At 50.3% G+C, this 21830-nt stretch carries 23 protein-coding genes; 15 read left to right on the top strand and 8 right to left on the bottom strand.

Translation table 11 applies throughout. The annotated features are described in order from the left end of the window. Both ACQY6F_RS14125 and rplQ read left to right on the top strand, forming a co-directional pair. A partial coding sequence (locus ACQY6F_RS14125; RefSeq protein WP_428775252.1) for a DNA-directed RNA polymerase subunit alpha occupies positions 1 to 544 on the top strand: 544 nt, incomplete at its 5' end. Between the two features lie 26 nt (positions 545 to 570). Further along, positions 571 to 951: a 50S ribosomal protein L17 gene (gene rplQ / locus ACQY6F_RS14120; RefSeq protein WP_005383141.1), complete on the top strand. Its 381-nt coding sequence runs from the start codon at positions 571 to 573 to the stop codon at positions 949 to 951. An 84-nt stretch (positions 952 to 1035) separates the two neighbouring features. Here the strand turns inward: rplQ and ACQY6F_RS14115 are convergent, their stop codons facing one another. Further along, the gene (locus ACQY6F_RS14115) at positions 1036 to 1524 is read right to left on the bottom strand and encodes a DUF2780 domain-containing protein (RefSeq protein WP_428775250.1); all 489 of its coding nucleotides are present in this window, start codon (positions 1522 to 1524) and stop codon (positions 1036 to 1038) included. 101 nt (positions 1525 to 1625) lie between these two features. Further along, positions 1626 to 2246: an FKBP-type peptidyl-prolyl cis-trans isomerase gene (locus ACQY6F_RS14110; protein WP_428775249.1), complete on the bottom strand. Its 621-nt coding sequence runs from the start codon at positions 2244 to 2246 to the stop codon at positions 1626 to 1628. Between the two features lie 222 nt (positions 2247 to 2468). On the opposite strand from ACQY6F_RS14110, the gene ACQY6F_RS14105 reads away from it, so the two are divergent. Then, positions 2469 to 3032: a LysM-like peptidoglycan-binding domain-containing protein gene (locus ACQY6F_RS14105; RefSeq protein ID WP_428775248.1), complete on the top strand. Its 564-nt coding sequence runs from the start codon at positions 2469 to 2471 to the stop codon at positions 3030 to 3032. Here ACQY6F_RS14105 and ACQY6F_RS14100 read toward each other — a convergent pair. The 4 genes from ACQY6F_RS14100 to cpdB all read right to left on the bottom strand — a co-directional run bounded on the left by ACQY6F_RS14100 (position 2982) and on the right by cpdB (position 7009). Beyond that, positions 2982 to 3881 carry a DMT family transporter gene (locus ACQY6F_RS14100; RefSeq protein WP_428775247.1) on the bottom strand — a complete coding sequence of 300 codons (900 nt, stop codon included), beginning with the start codon at positions 3879 to 3881 and terminating at the stop codon, positions 2982 to 2984. The two genes, ACQY6F_RS14105 and ACQY6F_RS14100, sit on opposite strands and share 51 nt — an antisense overlap. A gap of 1 nt (position 3882) precedes the next feature. Continuing rightward, a complete protein-coding gene (locus ACQY6F_RS14095; RefSeq protein WP_428775246.1) occupies positions 3883 to 4341 on the bottom strand; it encodes a GNAT family N-acetyltransferase in 459 nt (152 codons plus the stop codon). A 58-nt stretch (positions 4342 to 4399) separates the two neighbouring features. Continuing rightward, positions 4400 to 4966 (bottom strand): Crp/Fnr family transcriptional regulator, encoded by a 567-nt coding sequence (locus ACQY6F_RS14090; protein WP_428775245.1) that lies wholly within the window; start codon positions 4964 to 4966, stop codon positions 4400 to 4402. 72 nt (positions 4967 to 5038) lie between these two features. Then, positions 5039 to 7009 (bottom strand): 2',3'-cyclic-nucleotide 2'-phosphodiesterase, encoded by a 1971-nt coding sequence (gene cpdB, locus ACQY6F_RS14085; RefSeq protein WP_428775244.1) that lies wholly within the window; start codon positions 7007 to 7009, stop codon positions 5039 to 5041. A gap of 268 nt (positions 7010 to 7277) precedes the next feature. Here cpdB and cobA point away from each other — a divergent pair, with 268 nt between their 5' ends. From cobA to cysC, 5 genes are read left to right on the top strand one after another with little or no spacing between them, the layout of a single operon-like run. Continuing rightward, positions 7278 to 8153: a uroporphyrinogen-III C-methyltransferase gene (gene cobA, locus ACQY6F_RS14080; protein ID WP_428775243.1), complete on the top strand. Its 876-nt coding sequence runs from the start codon at positions 7278 to 7280 to the stop codon at positions 8151 to 8153. A gap of 26 nt (positions 8154 to 8179) precedes the next feature. Further along, positions 8180 to 9160 (top strand): sulfate adenylyltransferase subunit CysD, encoded by a 981-nt coding sequence (gene cysD / locus ACQY6F_RS14075; protein WP_428775242.1) that lies wholly within the window; start codon positions 8180 to 8182, stop codon positions 9158 to 9160. A 19-nt stretch (positions 9161 to 9179) separates the two neighbouring features. After that, positions 9180 to 10610: a sulfate adenylyltransferase subunit CysN gene (cysN, locus tag ACQY6F_RS14070; protein ID WP_428775241.1), complete on the top strand. Its 1431-nt coding sequence runs from the start codon at positions 9180 to 9182 to the stop codon at positions 10608 to 10610. A gap of 42 nt (positions 10611 to 10652) precedes the next feature. Beyond that, a complete protein-coding gene (locus tag ACQY6F_RS14065; protein WP_428775239.1) occupies positions 10653 to 12377 on the top strand; it encodes an SLC13 family permease in 1725 nt (574 codons plus the stop codon). 12 nt (positions 12378 to 12389) lie between these two features. Continuing rightward, on the top strand, positions 12390 to 13010 hold the full coding sequence (gene cysC / locus ACQY6F_RS14060; protein WP_428775237.1) for an adenylyl-sulfate kinase: 621 nt from the start codon (positions 12390 to 12392) through the stop codon (positions 13008 to 13010). 47 nt (positions 13011 to 13057) lie between these two features. Here the strand turns inward: cysC and ACQY6F_RS14055 are convergent, their stop codons facing one another. Together ACQY6F_RS14055 and zur are read right to left on the bottom strand one after the other, a co-directional pair. Beyond that, the gene (locus ACQY6F_RS14055; protein WP_428775236.1) at positions 13058 to 13519 is read right to left on the bottom strand and encodes a chemotaxis protein CheX; all 462 of its coding nucleotides are present in this window, start codon (positions 13517 to 13519) and stop codon (positions 13058 to 13060) included. Positions 13520 to 13544: 25 nt separating this feature from the next. Next, positions 13545 to 13982 (bottom strand): zinc uptake transcriptional repressor Zur, encoded by a 438-nt coding sequence (gene zur, locus ACQY6F_RS14050; RefSeq protein ID WP_428775235.1) that lies wholly within the window; start codon positions 13980 to 13982, stop codon positions 13545 to 13547. A 366-nt stretch (positions 13983 to 14348) separates the two neighbouring features. Between zur and dusA the strand changes: the two genes are divergently transcribed. From dusA to ACQY6F_RS14015, 7 genes are all read left to right on the top strand, one after another. Continuing rightward, the gene (dusA, locus tag ACQY6F_RS14045) at positions 14349 to 15383 is read left to right on the top strand and encodes a tRNA dihydrouridine(20/20a) synthase DusA (RefSeq protein ID WP_428775234.1); all 1035 of its coding nucleotides are present in this window, start codon (positions 14349 to 14351) and stop codon (positions 15381 to 15383) included. A gap of 169 nt (positions 15384 to 15552) precedes the next feature. Beyond that, positions 15553 to 15765, top strand: coding sequence for an envelope stress response protein PspG (pspG, locus tag ACQY6F_RS14040; RefSeq protein WP_428775233.1), 213 nt, complete (start codon positions 15553 to 15555; stop codon positions 15763 to 15765). An 83-nt stretch (positions 15766 to 15848) separates the two neighbouring features. Next, on the top strand, positions 15849 to 16529 hold the full coding sequence (locus ACQY6F_RS14035; RefSeq protein ID WP_428775232.1) for a TIGR04219 family outer membrane beta-barrel protein: 681 nt from the start codon (positions 15849 to 15851) through the stop codon (positions 16527 to 16529). A 161-nt stretch (positions 16530 to 16690) separates the two neighbouring features. Then, positions 16691 to 16921 (top strand): hypothetical protein, encoded by a 231-nt coding sequence (locus ACQY6F_RS14030; protein WP_428775230.1) that lies wholly within the window; start codon positions 16691 to 16693, stop codon positions 16919 to 16921. A gap of 100 nt (positions 16922 to 17021) precedes the next feature. Beyond that, positions 17022 to 18884, top strand: coding sequence for an assimilatory sulfite reductase (NADPH) flavoprotein subunit (locus ACQY6F_RS14025; protein WP_428775229.1), 1863 nt, complete (start codon positions 17022 to 17024; stop codon positions 18882 to 18884). Further along, positions 18884 to 20602: an assimilatory sulfite reductase (NADPH) hemoprotein subunit gene (cysI, locus tag ACQY6F_RS14020; RefSeq protein ID WP_428775227.1), complete on the top strand. Its 1719-nt coding sequence runs from the start codon at positions 18884 to 18886 to the stop codon at positions 20600 to 20602. Before ACQY6F_RS14025 ends, cysI begins: the two co-directional genes overlap by 1 nt. After that, positions 20595 to 21374: a phosphoadenylyl-sulfate reductase gene (locus tag ACQY6F_RS14015; RefSeq protein WP_428775225.1), complete on the top strand. Its 780-nt coding sequence runs from the start codon at positions 20595 to 20597 to the stop codon at positions 21372 to 21374. The genes cysI and ACQY6F_RS14015 overlap by 8 nt, the downstream gene beginning before the upstream one ends. The last annotated feature ends 456 nt before the right edge of the window (positions 21375 to 21830 follow it).

The raw sequence follows: 21830 nt of genomic DNA, 5'->3' as shown, positions 1-21830 counted from the left end.
TCGTGGTTATGTTCCAGCTTCAGCTCGTATTCACACTGAAGAAGATGAGCGTCCGATTGGCCGTCTACTTGTAGACGCCACTTACAGCCCAGTAGACAAAATTGCTTACTCGGTTGAAGCAGCACGTGTTGAACAACGTACTGACTTGGACAAACTTGTCATCGACATGGAAACGAACGGTACTCTGGAACCTGAGGAAGCTATCCGTCGTGCAGCAACTATTCTTGCTGAACAACTGGATGCATTCGTAGATCTGCGTGATGTACGAGTTCCTGAGGAGAAAGAAGAGAAGCCAGAATTCGATCCGATCCTACTGCGTCCTGTAGACGATCTTGAACTAACAGTTCGCTCTGCTAACTGTCTGAAAGCAGAAGCGATTCACTACATCGGTGATCTTGTACAGCGTACTGAGGTTGAGCTACTTAAAACGCCTAACCTGGGTAAAAAATCTCTTACTGAGATTAAAGACGTACTTGCATCACGTGGTCTGTCTCTGGGCATGCGCCTGGAAAACTGGCCACCAGCGTCCATCGCTGAAGATTAATCGATACTAGTTAGAAGGATTAGGTCATGCGCCATCGTAAGAGTGGACGTCAACTCAACCGCAACAGCAGTCATCGCAAAGCGATGTTCAGCAATATGGCTAGCTCTCTGGTACGTCATGAAGTTATCAAGACTACTTTGCCAAAAGCAAAAGAGCTGCGTCGCGTAGTTGAGCCTTTGATTACACTAGCTAAGACTGACAGCGTTGCTAACCGTCGTCTGGCATTTGCACGTACTCGTGACAACGAAGTAGTTGCAAAACTATTTAACGAACTGGGTCCACGTTTTGCTGCTCGTCAGGGCGGTTACACTCGTATCCTAAAAGCTGGCTTCCGTGCTGGTGACAAAGCTCCAATGGCTTACATTGAGCTTGTTGATCGCCCAGCTGCTGAAGAAGCTGCTGAGTAATCAGTCGTTCGTAAGAACTGAAAAGCCGAGCGTAATGCTCGGCTTTTTTGTGTCTGCAATTTAAGGAAAATGATTGGCTGGCGACTACTGCCACAAAGCGCCTAAGCTATTTACCAGTGTGGAGCTGGCTCCCTGTGTTTGTAGTAGTTGCAATACGATAGGGGCAAAACTGGAGACCAGGCTAGGATCCATCCCCAGGGCATTAAACGCGGTATTCATCATCTCCGGGCTGGCGATTAGCGCCGACAAGCCTGACTGCTGCAGGCTTGAATAACCTGGCATCATGCCCGCTAACTCCTGGGACTGACTGCCACTGAGTGAATTCTGTGCCAGGGCCAGCATACTGCCTAGTCCACCCAGAGCCTGTTCATTGGTGACATTGGTTTGCTGGGCCAACTGATCGGCGACAGGGTTGGTCGCATTCATTCCCGACCACATTTGAGTTGCAGCTAATAGTGCATTGGTTGCGAGGACGGTATTATTTGAGCTGCCAGTGTCTGTGCCGCTGGTGCCGGTGGATTGGCAGCCAGTAATCGCTAAGCTGACGAAAAGGGCAACAACCAGTTTATTCATGGGGATTTCCTTGCGTTTTGGATGGATAAGTTATTGTTGTAGAGACAAAAACAGCGAAGACTGAGCTTCGCTGTTTTTGTGGTTAAGTATAGACAGTTGCCTTACAGGATGTCTAGTAGCTCAACTTCAAATACCAGGGCAGCAAAAGGAGGGATGGCTGCACCAGCACCACGCTCGCCGTAGGCCAGATCGTGCGGGATGTACAGTTTCCACTTTGAACCAACAGGCATCAGTTGCAGTGCTTCTACCCAACCTTTGATTACGCCGGTTACAGGGAACTCAGCTGGTTGACCACGAGAAACTGAGCTGTCAAATACAGTACCGTCAGTTAGCTCACCGTGGTAGTGAACGCGTACAGATTTGTCTGAAGACGGGATTTCACCCTGACCTTCAGTAATGACTTCATATTGCAGACCAGATTCCAGCACAGTCACTTCTGGGCGTAGTGCGTTGTCTTTCAGGAATGCTTCACCGTCTGCCGACGCTGCTTTTGCCGCTTCCTGACGAGCTGCTTCAACGCGAGACTGCATTTCCTGCAATGCTTGGTTGATTTCGTCAATTTCAATCGCTGGCATTTCACCTACCAGTGCGGTCGCGATACCGGCGGCAATAGCGTCAACATTCAAACCTTCCAGACCACTACCGGCCAATTGCTGACCCATTTGCAGGCCAATACCGTAGCTTGCTTTCTGCTCTACGGTTTCGAATTTTACTTCAGACATCTAGATATCTCGATTTGTGTGTGGAATGGTCAAGGATAACAGTTCTACCGGTAGGATTAAACGACAAACGGGATCCGACGCTGAATGGGTGACCATGCGTGAGCGGGATCCCAGTGACTTGGACAGTTTTGACCGATTCATGACTTTGCACCGCCGATCCGGCTATACTGATGCGGCGACTATTTTTATACTGTTGCCGTTATAGATAGGAGCTGTTAATCGATGAATCGCCGTAAACGCAAACCGCCGCAAATCAATTTTTCTGACAGACTGCGCAGTTATTGGACACAATTGGACTGGCAAACCCGACGTCAGCAAGTGACCGAACTGTGGTTTAGGTTGCCCAAATTGCATCGACGTTTGTTACCCGCCTTATTGGTTTTGGTGGTTGGCGCCACATTGTTCCCGGTTCCTGAATCACAACCCGAACAGGCGGTACAAACCGAACCCAAGCGGGTTCAGCTGGATCTCCATGCGGTTAATCTCAGCGAACAGGGTGGCAGTGGTGTAGGCAAGCAGAATGCTGTCAGCTGGCAGGAATATCAGGTGAAAAGTGGCGACACTCTGGCCCAGGTATTTCGCAATGTGGGCTTACCGATGACCGACCTGTATGCCCTGGTCAAAGTTGAAGGTAATGATAAGCCGCTCAGCTACATAAAGCAGGGCCAGTTAGTGCGCTACAAGTTGGCCAAAGACGGCCAACTGGATATTCTGCAATTGGAAAAAGACAGTGGATCAGTGATGTTCTTCCGACTGTCGGACGGAGGCTTCGGTCGCAGCAAGTGACCGGGCCTTGCGGCGCGCCTGCCAATCCCGGTAAGGAAAGATAGCCAGTACGATCAACAGCATACCGACAAGACTCAATGGGGTCGGGACTTCATCAAACCACCAAAGCCCAAACAGGGCGACAAACACCAGTCCGGAATATTCTGACAAGGCGATATTGGCCGCAGGTTCATTTTTGTATGCCTGTACCGCCAGGCCATTGTAGGTGAGGATAAGCAGCGCACTGCTGGCAATCAGGCCTAACTGCCCGCTTGCAACCGGTTGCCAGTACCACCAGGCAAGCAGTGATGACAGCGGTAAAGAGAGCAGCGATGTCCAGAATAGCGTCGTGAGCAAAGGCTGCTCTAAGGGCAATTTACGCGACAACAGGTTATACAGGGCCACAGTCAACGCGGTACCGAGCGCAAACAGCGCAGCCCAGTGAAATTGCGACGGTCGTAACAGTACCAACACCCCTGCAAAGCCGATGAGTGTTGCCAGCAGTTTGTCGGCCGGCGGCCGTTCGCCAAACAACCATTTACTTAACGGCAGCATCAATAGCGGTGCGGTATAAAACACGGCGTTCGCGGTAGCCAGGGGTAAGTAAGTCAGTGAGACAATCATACAACCGCTACCCAGGATAATCAGGTGCGAGCGCAGCAGGGTCGCGCCTGGGTTGGTCAGTTGGCGCTGCTGGCGGTTCAGTCGCAACCATAATGGCAACAGCAACATCACAGCAACCAGCTGGCGCAAAAAAACGTACTGAAATGGCGGCACTCCGCCATCTAACAGCTTAACGGCCACATCAGACAAAGCGGCGACAAAATTACCGGCCACCAACAGAACGATTGCCAGGTTAGTCGGGCTCATGTTAGCGGGCTCTTCGACGAATCATATCGATGTGGGGGATACCATCTTCCAGATACATCTCAGAGGTGATGCTGAAGCCGTGCTGCTGATAAAAGGCTACCAGATGGTGCTGCGCGCCAATCTCAATATCCGACTCTGGCCACTGTTGTTCAGCAACAGTGAGCGCTTTGTTTACCAACTGATGGCCTAGCTTCTGTTTGCGCACGTCGAGATGAGTCGCGATTCGGCCAATACTGGCATTGGGATAGGTGATTCCGGGTGGCAGCAGGCGGGCACAGGCGACCAGTTGCCCTGCTTGATAACCGAGCAGATGCATCACTTCCGGATGGTGGTCGTGGCCGTCCAGTTCGGGATACGGGCAGGTTTGTTCGACGACAAACACATCCACCCGCAGTCGCAGCAGGTCGTACAGTTGTTGGTTGCTGAGTTGGTCAAAGGACAGGCATTGCCATTGGATCATGGGAAAGTCCAGATTGAAAACAAGGCCCATAACATAGCGGATAATCGCTACTAGGACATTAACCTTTGTTAAGTCTGCTCTTAATTCGGCTCAGGCTAATCGAGGTAATGCCCAGGTAGGCCGCAATCTGATAGTCGGTTAGCCGGTCAAGTAGTTCGGGGTAGTGTTCTCTGAACAGGGTATAGCGCTGAGCAGGTGTATGCAGCAGCATAAAGCGTTCTTTGTGTTCCTTGTACATTAGCTGTGTTTCCAGCAACTTGTAATAGATAGCATGTTGCTCAGCCCGCCACTGCCTTAGGGTGTCGATCGGAATGCAGATCAGAGTTGCCGGGGTTAACGTCTCCAGCAGAAAAGGGGAAGGCTGCTGCTTAATCAGCGCTTCATAGCCGATAACCCAGTCATTTTCCCAATAAAACTCCTTACTGAACGCTTTGCCTGTTTCGGTCAGGTAACTGGCGTGGCAGATACCGTCAAGCAGCAAATAGATATGTTCTGGTTCATCACCCTGCTGGATCAGCACATGGCGAGTGGGCAACTCCAGCTCGCTCGCCACCCGGCGGAGCTGGCTAATTTGCTCTTGGCTGAAGCCTTGATCGGTTAATTGGGTCAGAAATCGGTTATCCATCGTTATTCCATAAAAGTACGCCACAAAAAAGCCGCCCGGGTAGAGCGGCTTATTAATGTAGCGAGTTCGCTGTTAGTTTTGTAGATCTATTTGATAGACCGCAAAGCCGACATCATCACTGGCGACGCGCCGCATTGGGTACTGGCCTTTTTGCTCAATAAACTGCCCGGCTTTGTCACTCGGCGAGGTTTCAAAGCGAATGTCCAGTGACTGGCTTGACGTGATTGGAGCAAAGCGCCAGTTGTTGTCAGCACTTGGGGTTACCTGGCCTTTTTCCTGGCTGACCCGGCTGATGTAATTGGCCACGATGGTGCGGTTCTCATCCGGAGAGTCAAAGGCAACATATTCGCTGCCGGTACCCGGGAAACGGTTGCTGTACGCACGGTAGTTGTTGGTGGCGATGATAAATGGCTGGGCTGGGTCAATCGCTTTACCCTGGTAAGTCAGACCAACGATCCGTTCAGCATCGGGATCGATAACCTGGCAACTGCCGTCGTACCTGGCTGGCTGGGTGACGTCGATTTGATACTCAACGCCGTCGATGACATCAAAGTTATAGGTACGGAACCCGTCCCAATCGATCAGCGACTGAGGTTCACTTGAGCCGCTGTCGATCTGGTTAAATTGCCCGGCGCTGCATTCCAGCCACTCCTTCACTTCTTTGCCGGTGACTTTCAGCGCCACCAGAGTATTGGGGTAGAGGTATAAGTCGGCGGCGTTACGAAACGTGAGCTGGCCGGATTCCACTTCGGTAAAATTCCCCGGGTCATTTTTACGACCGCCGACTTTAAACGGCGCAGCGGCGGACAATACCGGCAATCCCGCCAGATCCGGGTCGCCCTGGATAAAGCGTTCGACATAGTCTTTCTGCGCCAGGTTAACAATTTGAATAGTGGGATCGTCCTGAACCAGCGCCAGGAAGCTATACATCACATCATTGGCTTTGCCAATCGGCTGATTAACAAACTGCTGGGTCCCGGCGTGATCCGCCGCCAGTGCTTGGACGATTTCAGCGTCAGGCTCCACCAGAGATTTCTTCTGGTTGCCATCAAATATCGGTCTGGCCTGGCTCTGACCTTTGGTGACCTGCCACTGGCCATTATTCTGCTCCAGCACCAGGTCGATCACGCCGATATGGCTACCCCAGCGCCCCGGCATCACCGCGGCCACGCCATTGATGGTGCCGGCCTGATTGTCGATACCATCGATGTTGTCAAACCCTTTACCCGGAAAAACCGCGTGAGAATGGCCAAACGTGATGGCATCAATACCCGCCACTTGCGCCAGATAATAGGTGGAATTCTCTGCGCCGAGTTTATACGGGTCCGATGAGATACCCGAATGAGGAATCGCCACGATGACATCGGCACCCTGCTGTTTCATTTGCGGGATCAGCCGTTCGGCTGTCGCTTTAATGTCTTGCGCGGTGACGTTGCCGGTAAGGTTTTTCTTATCCCAAACCATGATTTGCGGCGGGACAAACCCGATGTAACCCACTTTGATATCGTGCGATTGTCCGTCACTGTCTTTAAATTGGTGGGTTTTGATCAAGTAAGGCTGGAAATAGTGCTCACCAGAGGCTGAGAACACGTTGGCATTGATATAAGGGAAGTCAGCGTCGTTGATCGCTTCCTGCAGAAACTGCAAGCCGTAATTGAATTCGTGGTTACCGATGTTGCCGACATCGTAGTCTAGCAGGTTCATCGCTTTATACACCGGATGAACGTCTCCAGGTTTAAGCCCTTTGGCCGCGACATAATCGCCCATGGGACTGCCCTGGATAAGGTCGCCGTTGTCCACCAATACCGAGTTTTCCACTTCTTCCCGGGCCTGTTTGACCAGAGTCGCCGTGCGGGTTAAGCCAATGTTCGCCGCGGGTTTGTCTTTGTAGTAGTCGTAATCCATCGCATTGGCATGGATATCGGTGGTTTCAATAATACGCAGCTTGATGCTTTCAGCCATGGCCGGGCCGGCCATGGCTAACATGCCACTGAGAACAGCCAGAGTTAAGGGAGAGGCGATCCGCTTCATGTTGGACTCCATATTTGAATAGTTTTGAGTGATGAATCTAACAAAAAACCATGTAATGAAAATTACATAGTCACTAACTGTGTGATTTTAATCGATGAAATGAATTCAAACTGCGTACCGGATCGCAATGCCTACTGAGTGACCAGAAACGTCCAACCGGTGCGGGCCAAGTTTTAAATTATTCTTATCAGTAAATCGAATAAAAAATGAAATTTTAGAATTTCAGGTAATATGAGGAGGCGGTCATAATGCCATCATCTGATTAACAAGGACGATGACAATGGCAGGCGATACCACTATCCGTCAGTTTCCAATTCAACGAAAGCCGGCAAACCGTCTTGAGCGCTCGTTGCCAGGTGACAGCCTATTGCGTGCCGGAGAAGTGGCGCTGGTGGGTGCCGGTCCGGGTGATGTGGAGCTGCTGACCATAAAAGCACTGAGATATCTGCAACAAGCCGATGTGGTGCTGTATGACTACTTAGTCTCTGACGACATTATGGCGTTGGTTCCGGATGAGTGTGTCACCGTCTGTGTCGGTAAACGTGCCGGGCACCACAGCGTACCGCAGCAGACAACCAACCAGCTGCTGGTCGATTTTGCTCAGCAGGGCTACCGGGTGGTGCGGATCAAAGGCGGCGATCCTTTCATGTTTGGCCGTGGTGGTGAAGAACTGGAAGTGCTGGCCGATGCCGGGATCAACTTTCAAGTCGTACCGGGTATTACCGCTGCTGCCGGAGCAACGGCCTATGCCGGGATTCCGCTTACCCATCGTGATTATGCCCAGTCCGCGATGTTCATCACCGGTCATCTTAAACAGGAAAACGACCATCAGGATTGGTCGACCCTGGCCCGCGGCCAACAGACCTTAGTGATCTATATGGGGCTGATGAAATCCAGCCATATTCAGCAACAGTTACTACAACATGGACGCAGTGCGGACACGCCGGTGGCCATCATTGAGCGTGGGACTCAGTCACAGCAGCGCAGTTACTTCGGTCGCTTAGCACAACTGAGTGACATGGCTAGCAAGGCCGGTTCGCCTGCGCTGATCGTGATCGGTGAAGTGGTTGCACTGGCCAGCAAACTGAACTGGTTTCAACACTCGTCAGAATCATTCGAGGACGTCGCAACCAACGCTCACTGGCACTGCGCCTGATTATAATTTGCGCCTGAACATCAGTGATGCTGACAGTAAGGGCCGCAAACAAGATTCGCCAAATCGCTCGCCTAGCGAGCAAAAAAGGAAGCAAACCAATGGACCAACAACGCTTAACTCACTTACAGCAACTGGAAGCGGAAAGTATCCACATTATCCGCGAAGTCGCCGCCGAGTTTGATAATCCGGTGATGATGTATTCGATCGGTAAAGATTCTTCGGTGATGCTGCACCTGGCGCGCAAAGCGTTCTATCCGGGCAAGATCCCGTTTCCTTTGCTGCACGTCGATACTGACTGGAAATTCAAACAGATGATCGAGTTTCGCGATCGCACCGCAGAGAAATACGGTTTCGACCTGCTGGTTCATAAGAACCCTGAAGGTCTGGCGATGGGCATTAACCCATTTGTCCACGGTTCGTCGAAGCACACCGACATTATGAAAACTCAGGGCCTGAAACAGGCGCTGAACAAGTACGGCTTTGACGCCGCGTTTGGTGGAGCCCGCCGTGATGAAGAGAAATCTCGCGCCAAAGAGCGGGTGTACTCATTCCGCGACAAAAACCACACCTGGGATCCGAAAAATCAGCGTCCAGAATTGTGGCGCACCTACAACGGCCAGGTGAACAAAGGTGAAAGCATCCGGGTATTCCCGTTATCGAACTGGACCGAGCTGGATATCTGGCAATACATCTATCTGGAAAATATTGAGATCGTACCGCTCTATCTGGCAGAAAAGCGCCCGGTCGTAGAGCGTGATGGCATGTTGATTATGGTCGATGACGAGCGTATGGAGCTGAAACCGGGTGAACAGGTCGAGCACAAGAGTGTTCGTTTCCGCACTCTGGGCTGCTACCCGCTGACCGGTGCAATTGAATCGGAAGCCAATACTTTAACCGGCATCATCGAAGAGATGCTGGTGGCCACCTCAAGTGAGCGTCAGGGCCGGGCGATCGACCATGATCAGTCCGGATCAATGGAGCTGAAAAAACGCCAGGGCTATTTCTAAAGGATCGAAGGAACAGACTATGAACAGTGCAGTAGAAGCCCAGCTCGCCGAGCTTGGGATTGAAGGATATTTACATCAACATCAACACAAGTCTTTGCTCCGGTTCCTGACCTGCGGCTCGGTTGACGACGGCAAAAGTACCTTGATTGGTCGCTTACTCCATGACTCCAAGCAGATTTATGAAGATCAACTGGCGGCAGTGCACTCTGACAGCCAGCGCGTGGGTACCACGGGTGAGCGTCCCGATCTGGCCCTGCTGGTGGACGGTCTGCAAGCCGAGCGAGAGCAGGGTATCACCATCGATGTGGCTTACCGCTATTTCTCTACTCAGCAGCGCAAGTTCATCATCGCCGATACTCCGGGACACGAACAGTACACGCGTAATATGGCCACCGGTGCATCCACCTGTGACCTGGCGGTGATCCTGATCGATGCCCGCAAAGGTATTCTGGATCAGACCCGTCGTCACTCATTCATTTCCAACCTGTTGGGCCTGAAACACTTTGTGGTCGCGGTCAACAAGATGGATCTGGTGGACTATTCACAACAGGTGTTCGAGCAGATCCGCGATGACTACCTGGCGTTCTCAACTAATCTGCACGGTGAAATCGATATTCAGATCATCCCGATTTCAGCTCTGGAAGGTGACAACGTGGTCGACGCTAGCCAGCGTATGAGCTGGTATCAGGGGCCTTCGCTGCTGGAGATCCTGGAGACGGTCGACGTCGACCAGGAAAAAGGCAGCGGTGATTTCCGTTTCCCGGTTCAGTACGTTAACCGTCCCAACCTGGATTTCCGTGGCTTTGCCGGTACGGTGTCCTCCGGTGTGGTGAAAGTCGGTGACAAAGTGAAGGCTCTGCCTTCCGGTAAAGCGTCGACCATCGCCCGGATTGTCAGTTTTGATGGTGACCTGCCTCAGGCACAGAGCGGACAGGCGGTAACCCTGACACTGAGCGATGAAATCGACATCAGCCGCGGCGATCTGCTGGTACATGAGTCTTCGCCGGTTTTGTCCAGCAACCACCTGCTGGCCGATGTGGTATGGATGACAGAAAATCCGCTACAACCCGGCCGGGAATACGATATCAAGGTGGCGGGTAAGAAAACTGTCGGTCGCATCGAAGCGATACGCCATCAGTATGACATCAATAACTTATCGACCCATGCGGCGGTTGAGTTACCGCTGAATGGTATCGGTCTGTGCGAGTGGACCTTTACTGAATCAGTGGCATTTGACCCATATACTGATTGCGCAGATACCGGTGGTTTCATCGTGATTGACCGCTTGAGTAACGTGACTGTCGGTGCCGGCCTGGTTCGCCAGCCATTGCGTGAAGTCGAAACGGCTGCTGGCAATGTGTCTGCCTTTGAACTTGAACTCAATGCTCTGATCCGTAAGCATTTCCCTCACTGGGATGCCAAAGATTTGAGTCAACTATTGAACAAGTAATCTGTCCGGGAGCCTGTTGGCTCCCTCTTCTGGGGATGAGTTATGTGGCAACAGGGATTTGTGCTGGCACTGCTACTGGCGATCGTGACTTGCCTAATTGTCACGCGTATTAAGCCGAGTATCATTTTCGCCAGTGCGGCTTTGATGGCATTTCTGGTTGGAAGCATTGAACTGGGTGAGATCGCGGCCAACTTCACTAACTCGTCTTTGCTGACCCTGGTACTGCTGATTCTGGCTTCCAGTGCGCTGGAAAAAACCCGTTTGATCAGCTGGGTCAGCCACAGCATTTCTGAAGGACGGCTGGGGACTGTAGTTGCCAAGCTGGGCTTGTCTACTGCGCTGTTGTCGTCATTCACTAACAACACCGCGGTGGTGGTGTCCCTGATTGGTGCCATTAAACGTAACCGTAGTCACGCGCCATCTAAGTTACTGATCCCGCTCTCCTATGCGGCGATATTTGGCGGTACCCTGACCCTGATTGGCACTTCAACCAATTTGATCATCAACAGCTTTGTGGAAGATGCCGGCCTGCCGGGACTGGGTTTTTTCACCCCGACCTTAATCGGCTTAGCGGTGCTGTTTGGGGGGGTGCTAATCCTGATCCCGCTGAGCTATCTGCTGCCTAATTACGATGATCTGCACGCCGACGATTTACCCTATTTTCTGGAAGCCAGGGTAGAACCCGGTTCTCCGCTGGTGGGGCGAAGCGTCAGTGAAAACAACCTGCGGGCACTGCGTAAGCTGTTTCTGGCGGAAGTGATCCGCGATGGCGTCACTATGCCGTCGGTTGAGCCGGATTTTGTCCTGCAGGCCAGAGACAGACTGCTGTTTTGTGGTGATGTCGAAAGTGTCGCGACGCTGCAGGAAATTCCGGGGCTCACACTGTTCGGTCAACACCATCTCAATGGCCAGAACTTTGTTGAAGTGGTGGTGAGCTCATCGGCCAGCTTCTGTAATAAAACCCTCAAGTCGAGCCATTTCCGTGACCGGTTTGACGCCGTGGTGGTGGCGATTCGTCGTGGCCATGAGCGGTTGGAAGGCGGGCTGGGTAACATCATTCTGTCAGCCGGAGATACCCTGGTGCTGGTGCCCGGTAAGCGATTTGACGCAGAGCGCCGGGCGCACCGTAAAGAATTTGTCCTGATCAACGATCTGGATTCCAGTGCCAAACTGGATGGCAATAAGTCTAGCCTGGTGTTGCTCGGCTTTGCTGCCGTGATCGCAACGTCTTTGCTGGGCTGGTTACCGCTGATCAAGGGCTTGGCGGTGTACCTGATGGTGTTGCTGCTGAGCGGGGTGGTACAGTTGAACGAATTACGCCGCCGTTTCCCGATCGATATCGTAGTGATCGTAGGATCCGCATTATCGATCGCACAGTTAATGATCTCATCGGGTTTATCGAATCAGCTTGGCGTTATGTTTATCGAACTGTTTAACGGCTGGGGGGTGTACGGAGCGCTGGTGGCGACCTATTTTATCACCCTCATCCTGACCGAGCTGGTCACCAACAACGCTGCTGTGGCGCTGTCGTTTCCCATCGGTTATTCGATTGCCGTGGGCTATGGGGTCGACCCGATGCCATTTATTATGGCGGTATTGTTTGGTGCCAGTGCCAGTTTTATTTCGCCTTATGGCTATCAGACCAACCTGCTGGTTTATAGCGTAGGTAACTACAAGTTAACCGACTATCTCAGATTGGGCGTGCCGATCTCAGTAGTCTATTCGGGGCTGGTTTTGGCCTTGATCCCTTACTTTTTCCCATTTTAAAAGGATTTCACTATGACGGCAGTTAAGTCGCCTACAGATGAAAATATTGTCTGGCATCAACATCAGGTTGATAAAGCGCAGCGGGCGGCGCTCAAGCAGCAGCGTCCTGCGGTACTTTGGTTCACCGGCTTATCTGGTGCGGGCAAATCAACCATTGCCGGCGCACTGGAATCCCGCCTGGCGGAACTCGGCTATCACACCTATCTGCTGGATGGTGATAACGTGCGCCATGGTCTTTGCAGTGATTTAGGTTTCTCAGAACAGGACCGAAGGGAAAACATCCGTCGTATTGGTGAATTGGCCAAGTTGATGGCAGATGCGGGACTGATCGTCTTGTCAGCCTTTATTTCTCCCCATCGCGCCGAACGTCAGCTGGTGCGCGAAATGATGCCAGAAGGCGAATTTCTCGAAGTGTATGTTAACACCAGTCTGGATGTGTGTGAGCAGCGTGACCCGAAAGGTTTATATAAAAAGGCCCGAGCGGGAGAGATTAAAAATTTCACCGGGATTGACTCTGATTATGAATCCCCGCTGGCACCAGAACTGGATCTGCCTGCTGGGGAAGGCAGCATTGATGAGCTGGTCGAGCTGTGCCTGTCTTCTTTAAGGGCACGCAATATCATAGCGGTGTAACAAAAAAAGCTTCCCGAATGGGAAGCTTTTTGAAATGAATGGCGGGTTTATTCGAAACAGATTTCGATAAACGCATTTCCCCACTGCGAACTGAACGGCATAATGATGATCGCGCCTTCGCATTTGTGGCGGATGGTATGACCTTTGCCTGATACTACGACAGGTGTCGCCATATCAAATTCAAAACCACTTTCGGCCAGAATCCGTTTGGCACCACCGGTCACCATGTTGGTGATTTCACCCACCATGTCGGTGACTTCATCATTGAGGCCGTTCGGCTTTTCACCCAACATGTTCTGCATAATTTCCAGCGCCAGGTTTTCATCGAAGGTGATCGACATTGAGCCGCGGGTCTGGTTGCCCACCATTCCGATCAGACCGGAAACATCCCCCCGAGCAATTTCATCTTTTTTAACTCGAGGCTTTTGAGGCTTCAATTCCAGAGAAGCCATCGTTTTCAGCACATTCATTAATGAAGCCAAAAACGGGTTTACAAATTCAGCGCGCATAACACTCTTCTGTTTCTATGTGTAATTAGTTTGTTCGGCACGATTGACACAGGCCATGAGACTCAATCACGTGATTAGCCAGTTCGAACCCATGTTTTTCAGCATTCGCTGATAATAAGGCTATCAAATTATCATCTTGAATTTCGACGACATTGCCACATTTATCGCACACCAGTAAATGTGAATAGTGCTTGTTAGCATTGCAAGAGCAGCAAGAGATAAAGCTGTTGGTCGACTCTACTCGGTGAATAAAGCCTTGCTCAAGCAAGAAATCCAGCGCCCGGTATACGGTTGGTGGCTTGGCTTGCGGCTCCGTTTTCTGTAGCTCTTCCAGCAGTTCATAAGCACTACAGGCTTTTTGGCTGGCACAAATCAGCGTAAAGACAATTTTGCGCTGTTTGGTGAGTCTAACCCCTCTTGCCGCACATATTTGTTCGATCTGTTCAGTTAAAGGACTGCCCAATCTATTCACCATTCGTTGCGGACTTAGTTTTAATTAATGATATCTCATTAGTGCTCTTCTGTTGAGCCCGTTAATTGAGCAGTCCAGTCAAGCCAAAGCGGATTGGTATCATTAATGAAACGAGATAATTTACCGTAAATTGACATAAAACGATACTGCTTCGTCCTCATAACATTACATTGGTTGGGTGTGGAGGTAACTTGGTGTAGAATCGCCTGCTATTTCACGAGGTCGCTATGCGCTCAAAACGTGCACAGCCTGTCACATTGAAATAGACAGTGATTAAATGAATTTAGTTTTGATGGCCGGCCGGCAATTTAAAGGGATATTGACGCGGCGCGAGTCGGTTCGAAATAAGGTACCACCATGCAAGATACAGTGACTCCACCAACCACCAATGCGGCTAACGCTCGCGAGGATAAATTCTTTGCTAACCGTTTTTCTGTCGCGCCGATGTTGGATTGGACCGATCGACACTGCCGCTACTTCCACCGTTTGTTGAGCCAGCAGACTTTGTTGTATACCGAGATGGTGACCACCGGTGCGATCATACATGGTAAAGGCGATTTTCTGGCTTATAACCAGTCGGAACATCCGGTAGCGCTGCAATTAGGTGGCTCCAACGCGAAAGACCTGGCGACTTGCGCAAAACTGGCTGAAGAGCGTGGTTATGACGAAATTAACCTCAACGTTGGCTGTCCTTCTGATCGGGTGCAAAATGGCCGATTTGGCGCCTGCTTAATGGCGGAGCCTGAGCTGGTGGCAGAATGTGTCGCGGCTATGCAAGCTGAAGTTGCTATTCCGGTTACGGTCAAAACTCGCATCGGTATCGATGATCAGGACTCTTACCAGTTCTTAACCGATTTTGTGTCCACTGTGTCAGAGCAGGGCGGTTGTGAGCAATTTACCATTCATGCCAGAAAAGCCTGGCTCAGCGGATTAAGTCCGAAAGAGAACCGAGAAATTCCACCGCTGGATTACCCGCGTGCTTATCAGCTCAAGCAAGACTTTTCTCATTTGTCGATCGCCATCAATGGCGGGGTCAAAACACTGCAACAGAGTTTTGAGCATCTAAACCATCTGGATGGCGTGATGGTGGGCCGTGAAGCCTATCAAAACCCGTATTTACTGGCGGAAGTGGACCGTCAGATTTTTGGTTTGGATACGCCGGTGAAAAAACGCAGCCAGATTGTGGAAGAGATGTACCCGTATATTGAGCAGCAGCTTAGCCAGGGTGCTTATTTAGGTCATATTACCCGTCACATGTTGGGTCTGTTTCAAAATATGCCGGGTGCCCGGCAGTGGCGTCGTCATATTAGTGAAAATGCCCATAAACCAGGTTCCGGGATTGAAGTAGTACAGGCCGCGCTGGCGAAAATACCTCAGTCACTAGATGTGTAAATTTCACCGGAAGAAGTGGCGAAATATACCACTTAAATCGGGCGAGCCAGTGAGGCTCGCCTTTTTTACTTAATAAACAATACGTTGTTTAAACCTTTTTAGCTGGCCTGAAAACTGCAGTTGTTTAGTGACTGAACTGAAGTACGAACACTAGATAGGAGAATGAGCCATGTTTGAGCTATTGTTCATCGTTATTGTCATTGCGACTTTGATGGTGACGGGATTTACCGTCGTCACCGTAATGGCAGCGATTGCCATCGCCATGTTGGCAATGTTGGTTTTAGGGATGATAGGTATTGCGCTGAAACTGCTTCCCTGGCTGTTACTGATTCTGGCGGGAATCTGGGTCTATCGTAACCTGTTATGCCAGCCTAAATCCTGACGCAAACTTTCCTGAATGAGTGAGATGGCTGTGGTATTGTTGCCGTTTTGCATCTCTTTGCATGATTTAGGTAAGTAGAAGAAATGATTAATATAACCAGCAAAAGAGAGCTGGTAAGTAGCAGTGCGTTACTGATGATGATTATGTTGCCGCCGGTCTGGGCAGCAGAGACACACACCATCAGTGTTGAAGCCGATTACTGGCGTGGCAGTACTCAGGTAGACAACATCAGCCGCGATTCAACCAATGTTCCTGTGACTCAGTTAACTTTGAGGCACAGCGTCGATTATCTACCGAATGTTTCAGTCCGTCGCAGTTCTGTCGCGGCCGAGGCCATCTCTTTTGATAAAACCGATATCACGCTGTTTTATCCGCTCTGGATAGAGCAGCAATTGCATTTGGAAGCCGGGGCGACGGTGACCCGGTTTGATAACAGCGCTTACCCGCTGGACAACAATCAGTCTCAGGTTGGTTTTGACGACTGGTGGTTTAACGGCTTTGCAGATGCCAGCCTGAACATACCGAATAGCCAGTTCGACATCTTCAGTAGAATCGACTTCGGCAAGAGTAACGGGTTGAAACTGGCTGATTTTATCGCCGGGACTCAGTATCGCTGGCCGATACGTGATGGACAACTGACCGCCAAGCTAGGTTATCGGGTCATTGATTTGCAATTTACTGATTTTCAGGCAGATCAACGACAAGCGGTAAATGGCTCTGTGCTTGTAAATGGCGTCTTTGTTGGCGCTGAATATCGGTTTTAGACGACCGATGCTCTAGTCAGTGTTGACTGCTGTTTATAACGCCGCATTCTTTAGCGGCGTTTTTTATACCTAGTACTTATAAAGGAAGGGAATTATTTAGCAGTTTGGTGTTATTCGACCATCATTTATAGGCAAGGTTGTGTCTACAAGGATAGCGAAGCATGACAATTAACGAGCTCAGAAGCCTGTATCGGGAGAATAAACTGGTCGAAGCGATCATTGAGCCGTCATCTCAAGAGGGCCAATGGATCGTGGAATTCCGCCATACTAAAGGCGGCTTGGTGCTGCTCACCGATGCACACGGCGAAGAATGCCATTATATGGATTTGGATCTGGCCTCAAAATCAGCAATGGCTGTGGGCTTTCAACAGGTTCGCATCGAAAGTAAATAGTGGCGACGTCCTGTTGCCCTTTTTTCTTCCAAAAAGTTATAAAACATTCACTTCTATTCTTTCTTGTTATTAAAGAGAGTGGTTAATCTATCGTCACGCAATGAATAGGGATGCTGTGACAATGTCTTCTAACGGAAACACCAAACTTCAAGAAATACCAGCTATCGCCAGTCCTCTTAACGATCAGCAATTTAATCAGTTACACCAGACTGTTGCTGAATTGTCGCCTCAGCAGCTTGCTTGGGTTAGCGGCTATTTTTGGGGATTGAGTCAGGCTCAGCCAGTCGGTGCCGCGGCACCTATCGCTCAAGCGGCAGCCAGTGTACAGGCAAAGCCAGCCGGAAAACTGACCATCATTTATGCTTCTCAGACCGGCAACGCCAAAGGCGTGGCTGAAGCGCTGGAGCAAGAGGCTCATGCCGCAGGTATTGCGGTTGAGCTGTTTGATGCCAGCGATTACAAGGGTAAAAACCTGGCCAAAGAAACGCATGTTATTATCGTGGCATCTACCAACGGTGAGGGCGAAGCTCCCGATAATGCTCTGGAACTGCATGAATTCCTTCAATCTAAAAAAGCGCCAAAACTGGACAACCTGAAATACGGTGTGATCGGTCTGGGCGATTCCAGCTACGAGTTTTTCTGTCAAACCGGTAAAGATTTCGACGCCTTCCTGGCCAAGCAGGGCGCTACGGCGTTTATTGAACGGGTTGATTGTGATGTTGATTATGAAGCGGCGGCAACAGCCTGGCGCCAGTCGGCGTTGGATATTGTCCAGGCCGATCTGGCTGCAGCGAGCAATGAAGCGGAAGTGGTACAACTTCCGGTCGGCCAGGCGGCAGCGGCAACGAATGCCTACAGCAAACAGAATCCGTTCAGTGCAACATTGTTAACCAACCAGAAAATCACCGGTCGGGATTCAGGTAAGGATGTCCGTCATATCGAAATTGATTTGGACGGCTCCGGTCTGCATTATCAGCCGGGTGACGCCCTGGGCGTTTGGTATCAAAACAGTGCCGAACTGGCCAACGCGATTCTGACTCAGGTTGGGCTATCCGGAGTGGAAAGTGTTGAGGTGGATGGCGAAAGTCTGTCACTGCACAGCGCCCTGGTGAGCAAATATGAAATCACGGCCGCCAACCCTCAGATGGTGACAAAATATGCCGAGCTTTCCGGCAGCAAAAAGCTGCAAAAGCTGGTGGATGATAAAGATAAACTTCGCCAGTATGCCACCACCACGCAGATCCTTGATGTACTGGCAGAAAAGAAAACCAAACTCACCGTTGAACAGTTGACCGGCTTGTTGCGCCGATTGACTCCGCGACTCTATTCTATCGCGTCGAGTCAGCAGGAAGTGGAAGATGAAGTCCATCTGACAGTAGGGCTGGTGGAATACCCGCAAGGGGACGAAACCCGTGTTGGTGGTGCTTCCGGCTTTTTGACTCAGCGTTTAGAAGAGGGCGGTGAAGTGAAGGTGTTCATCGAACACAACAATAACTTCAAACTGCCACAAGATGACAATACGCCGATCATTATGGTTGGTCCTGGAACCGGTATCGCACCATTCCGCAGTTTCATCCAGGAGCGGGAAAACCGTGATGCGGAAGGGAAAAACTGGCTGTTCTTTGGCGACCGGACCTTTAGCCAAGATTTCCTGTATCAGGTCGAGTGGCAGAAATACCTCAAATCTGGACTGCTGACTCAAATGGATGTGGCGTTTAGCCGGGATCAACAAGAGAAAGTGTACGTGCAGCAGCGAATCCTTGAGCAGGCGGAGCAAGTCTGGCAGTGGATTCAGGACGGCGCCTATCTGTATGTGTGTGGCGATGCCAACCGCATGGCAAAAGATGTCAATGATGCACTGATTCAGGTGGCTGAGCAGCAAGGGCAATTAACCCGTCAAGATGCCGAACAATTTATCAACGATCTACGTAAAGCGAAACGTTACCAAAGGGATGTGTACTAATGAGTGAGAAGCAGGTTGTATTAGGCGAAGAGTTAGGACCACTATCTGATAACGAACGTCTGAAACGAGAAAGTAACTTTTTGCGCGGTACGATAGAGCAAGACTTGCAAGACCGTATCACCGGTGGCTTTAGCGCAGACAATTTCCAGCTGATCCGTTTTCACGGCATGTATCAGCAAGACGATCGCGATATCCGTAATGAGCGGGCCAAACAGAAGCTGGAGCCGTTGCACAATGTGATGCTGCGAGCTCGTATGCCAGGTGGTGTGATTACACCGAAACAGTGGCTGGCTATCGACAAATTTGCCACTGACCACTCCCTGTATGGCAGTATTCGTCTTACCACTCGACAAACATTTCAGTTTCACGGCGTGTTGAAACCAAACATTAAACTGATGCATCAGACTTTGAACAGTATTGGCATCGACTCGATAGCAACCGCAGGTGACGTCAACCGTAATGTGCTCTGCACTACCAACCCGGTTGAATCTGAGTTGCATCAGGAAGCGTACGAGTGGGCGAAGAAAATCAGTGAGCATTTGCTGCCTAAGACCCGGGCTTACGCGGAAATCTGGCTGGACGGAGAAAAAGTCGAAACAACTGACGAAGAACCGATCCTGGGCAGTACTTATCTGCCGCGTAAGTTTAAGACCACGGTGGTGATCCCGCCGCAGAACGATGTCGATGTACACGCCAATGACCTTAACTTTGTGGCGATTGCCGATAACGGCAAACTGGTGGGCTTCAATGTATTAGTAGGTGGTGGCCTGGCGATGACGCATGGCGATACGTCTACTTACCCGCGTCGAGCAGATGATTTTGGCTTTATTCCACTGGAGAAAACTCTGGACGTGGCCGCGGCCGTGGTCACCACACAACGGGACTGGGGTAATCGTTCTAACCGTAAAAATGCCAAGACCAAGTACACGTTGGATCGTGTTGGTACTGAAGTGTTTAAAGCTGAAGTAGAAAAGCGTGCTGGCGTGAAATTTGAGGCCAGCCGTCCTTACGAGTTTACTGAACGTGGTGATCGCATTGGTTGGGTGGAAGGTATTGATGGTAAATTCCATTTAGCCTTGTTCATCGAGAATGGCCGACTACTAGATTATCCAGGTAAGCCACTAAAAACGGGTGTTGCTGAAATTGCAAAAATTCACCAGGGTGATTTCCGTATGACAGCCAACCAAAACTTGATTGTTGCTGGCGTGCCAAAAAGCGAGAAAGCGAAGATTGAAAAGATTGCTCGTGACCATGGCTTAATGGACGATGGCGTCAGTGAGCAACGCAAAAATTCAATGGCGTGTGTAGCATTCCCGACTTGTCCGTTGGCGATGGCAGAAGCTGAACGCTTCCTACCAGAGTTTGTCACTGAAGTCGAAGGCATTCTGGAAAAATATTCGCTGCCGAAAGAAGACAACATCATTCTGCGGGTCACCGGCTGTCCGAATGGCTGTGGCCGAGCTATGTTGGCGGAGATTGGACTGGTCGGCAAAGCACCTGGTCGCTATAACCTGCATTTAGGTGGTAACCGTGCGGGGACCCGGGTACCTAAGATGTATAAAGAGAACATCACCGACAAACAGATCCTGGATGAAATCGACCAGTTGGTCGGTCGCTGGGCACAAGAGCGTCATCAGGGTGAAGGCTTTGGTGATTTTACTATCCGTGCCGGCATCATAGATGAAGTCGTCATATCCAAGAGGGATTTCCATGCATAATTCGCTAGCATCAGAGTTACAACTGGAAAAGCTGCTGAGTCTGACCAAGACCGAGCAGATTCTTCAGCTCACTCCAATTAATATGGAGTTAGAGCAGATGACGGCTCAACAACGGGTGGAGTGGGCGCTGGATAATCTTCCCGGTCAACATGCGGTGTCGTCCAGTTTTGGTATCCAGGCCGCGTTAATGTTGCATTTGGTCACTCAGGTAAAAGCCGATATTCCGGTGATCCTGACCGACACTGGCTATCTGTTTCCGGAGACTTACCAGTTCATCGATCAGTTGGATAAGCAACTAGGTTTGAATCTGCAAGTGTACCGTGCCAAGCACAGCGCCGCTTGGCAGGAGGCCAGTTACGGTAAGTTATGGGAACAAGGCGTCGACGGCATAGAAAAATACAATCGACTGAATAAAGTGGAACCTATGCGTCGTGCTTTGGATGAACTCAATGTCAGTACCTGGCTTTCAGGACTACGTCGGGAGCAGTCACAGTCGCGTGCTAACTTACCAATCTTGTCGATTCAAAATGGCGTCTTCAAATTTTTACCAGTGATCGATTGGACCAATAAAGATGTGCACTATTACCTAGAGCAACATGGTCTACCTTATCATCCGTTGCGAGAGCAGGGATATCTGTCTGTCGGTGATACCCATACTACCCGCAAATGGGAACCCGGTATGAAGGAAGAAGATACCCGCTTCTTTGGCTTGAAACGAGAATGTGGCCTGCATGAAGACGATGGTGTTGAAAAAGATGGCTCGGGAATATAACGTTTCGGAGTTATAACGTCTCAGTGACTTCACTAAAACCAGCTTTAAACAAGCTGGTTTTTTATTAATGTGGATAAGTCTGTGGTTAATGTGTGGGTTGGTGTTGGGTAAAGTGGGATAAATAAGGGTTTGAATAAAAAATGACAATTTAACGGTTATTTTTGCATTTTTTCTTAAAAAGCACTTGCTAATGTGATGGCGATCCCTATAATGCCACCTCGCTGACAGGGCAAGGCTTCAACCAAAGCTGAACCTGATTAGTGAAGGCCAGAACGGCTAGCAAAATAAATTGAAAAAAGTGTTTGACACTCAAGTTTATCTCGCTAGAATGGCCGCCTCTTCCGAAGTGACCCAGGTCACTAAATGAAGAAGCCGAAAGGCAACGCTCTTTAACAATATAAACCTATCAATCTGTGTGGGCACTCGTTGATGATAATCAAAATTCGAAACTTCGGT

This window comes from Vibrio sp., from assembly GCF_050299255.1.
Lineage (GTDB): Bacteria > Pseudomonadota > Gammaproteobacteria > Enterobacterales > Vibrionaceae > Vibrio.
The sequence above is the reverse complement of the archived record's forward strand: the minus strand, read 5'-3'. Positions and strand labels throughout refer to the sequence as shown.

Bases quoted from the DNA above. Each gene is read 5' to 3' on its own strand.
- ACQY6F_RS14090 (WP_428775245.1), bottom strand. From the start codon at position 4,966: ATGGATAACCGATTTCTGACCCAATTAACCGATCAAGGCTTCAGCCAA.
- ACQY6F_RS14030 (WP_428775230.1), top strand. From the start codon at position 16,691: ATGACAATTAACGAGCTCAGAAGCCTGTATCGGGAGAATAAACTGGTC.
- ACQY6F_RS14100 (WP_428775247.1), bottom strand. From the start codon at position 3,881: ATGAGCCCGACTAACCTGGCAATCGTTCTGTTGGTGGCCGGTAATTTT.
- cysC (WP_428775237.1), top strand. From the start codon at position 12,390: ATGACGGCAGTTAAGTCGCCTACAGATGAAAATATTGTCTGGCATCAA.
- cysN (WP_428775241.1), top strand. From the start codon at position 9,180: ATGAACAGTGCAGTAGAAGCCCAGCTCGCCGAGCTTGGGATTGAAGGA.
- cysD (WP_428775242.1), top strand. From the start codon at position 8,180: ATGCTGACAGTAAGGGCCGCAAACAAGATTCGCCAAATCGCTCGCCTA.
- cysI (WP_428775227.1), top strand. From the start codon at position 18,884: ATGAGTGAGAAGCAGGTTGTATTAGGCGAAGAGTTAGGACCACTATCT.
- pspG (WP_428775233.1), top strand. From the start codon at position 15,553: ATGTTTGAGCTATTGTTCATCGTTATTGTCATTGCGACTTTGATGGTG.
- ACQY6F_RS14035 (WP_428775232.1), top strand. From the start codon at position 15,849: ATGATTAATATAACCAGCAAAAGAGAGCTGGTAAGTAGCAGTGCGTTA.
- rplQ (WP_005383141.1), top strand. From the start codon at position 571: ATGCGCCATCGTAAGAGTGGACGTCAACTCAACCGCAACAGCAGTCAT.
- cobA (WP_428775243.1), top strand. From the start codon at position 7,278: ATGGCAGGCGATACCACTATCCGTCAGTTTCCAATTCAACGAAAGCCG.
- ACQY6F_RS14115 (WP_428775250.1), bottom strand. From the start codon at position 1,524: ATGAATAAACTGGTTGTTGCCCTTTTCGTCAGCTTAGCGATTACTGGC.
- cpdB (WP_428775244.1), bottom strand. From the start codon at position 7,009: ATGGAGTCCAACATGAAGCGGATCGCCTCTCCCTTAACTCTGGCTGTT.
- ACQY6F_RS14025 (WP_428775229.1), top strand. From the start codon at position 17,022: ATGAATAGGGATGCTGTGACAATGTCTTCTAACGGAAACACCAAACTT.
- ACQY6F_RS14105 (WP_428775248.1), top strand. From the start codon at position 2,469: ATGAATCGCCGTAAACGCAAACCGCCGCAAATCAATTTTTCTGACAGA.
- dusA (WP_428775234.1), top strand. From the start codon at position 14,349: ATGCAAGATACAGTGACTCCACCAACCACCAATGCGGCTAACGCTCGC.
- ACQY6F_RS14055 (WP_428775236.1), bottom strand. From the start codon at position 13,519: ATGCGCGCTGAATTTGTAAACCCGTTTTTGGCTTCATTAATGAATGTG.
- ACQY6F_RS14110 (WP_428775249.1), bottom strand. From the start codon at position 2,246: ATGTCTGAAGTAAAATTCGAAACCGTAGAGCAGAAAGCAAGCTACGGT.
- ACQY6F_RS14015 (WP_428775225.1), top strand. From the start codon at position 20,595: ATGCATAATTCGCTAGCATCAGAGTTACAACTGGAAAAGCTGCTGAGT.
- ACQY6F_RS14065 (WP_428775239.1), top strand. From the start codon at position 10,653: ATGTGGCAACAGGGATTTGTGCTGGCACTGCTACTGGCGATCGTGACT.
- ACQY6F_RS14095 (WP_428775246.1), bottom strand. From the start codon at position 4,341: ATGATCCAATGGCAATGCCTGTCCTTTGACCAACTCAGCAACCAACAA.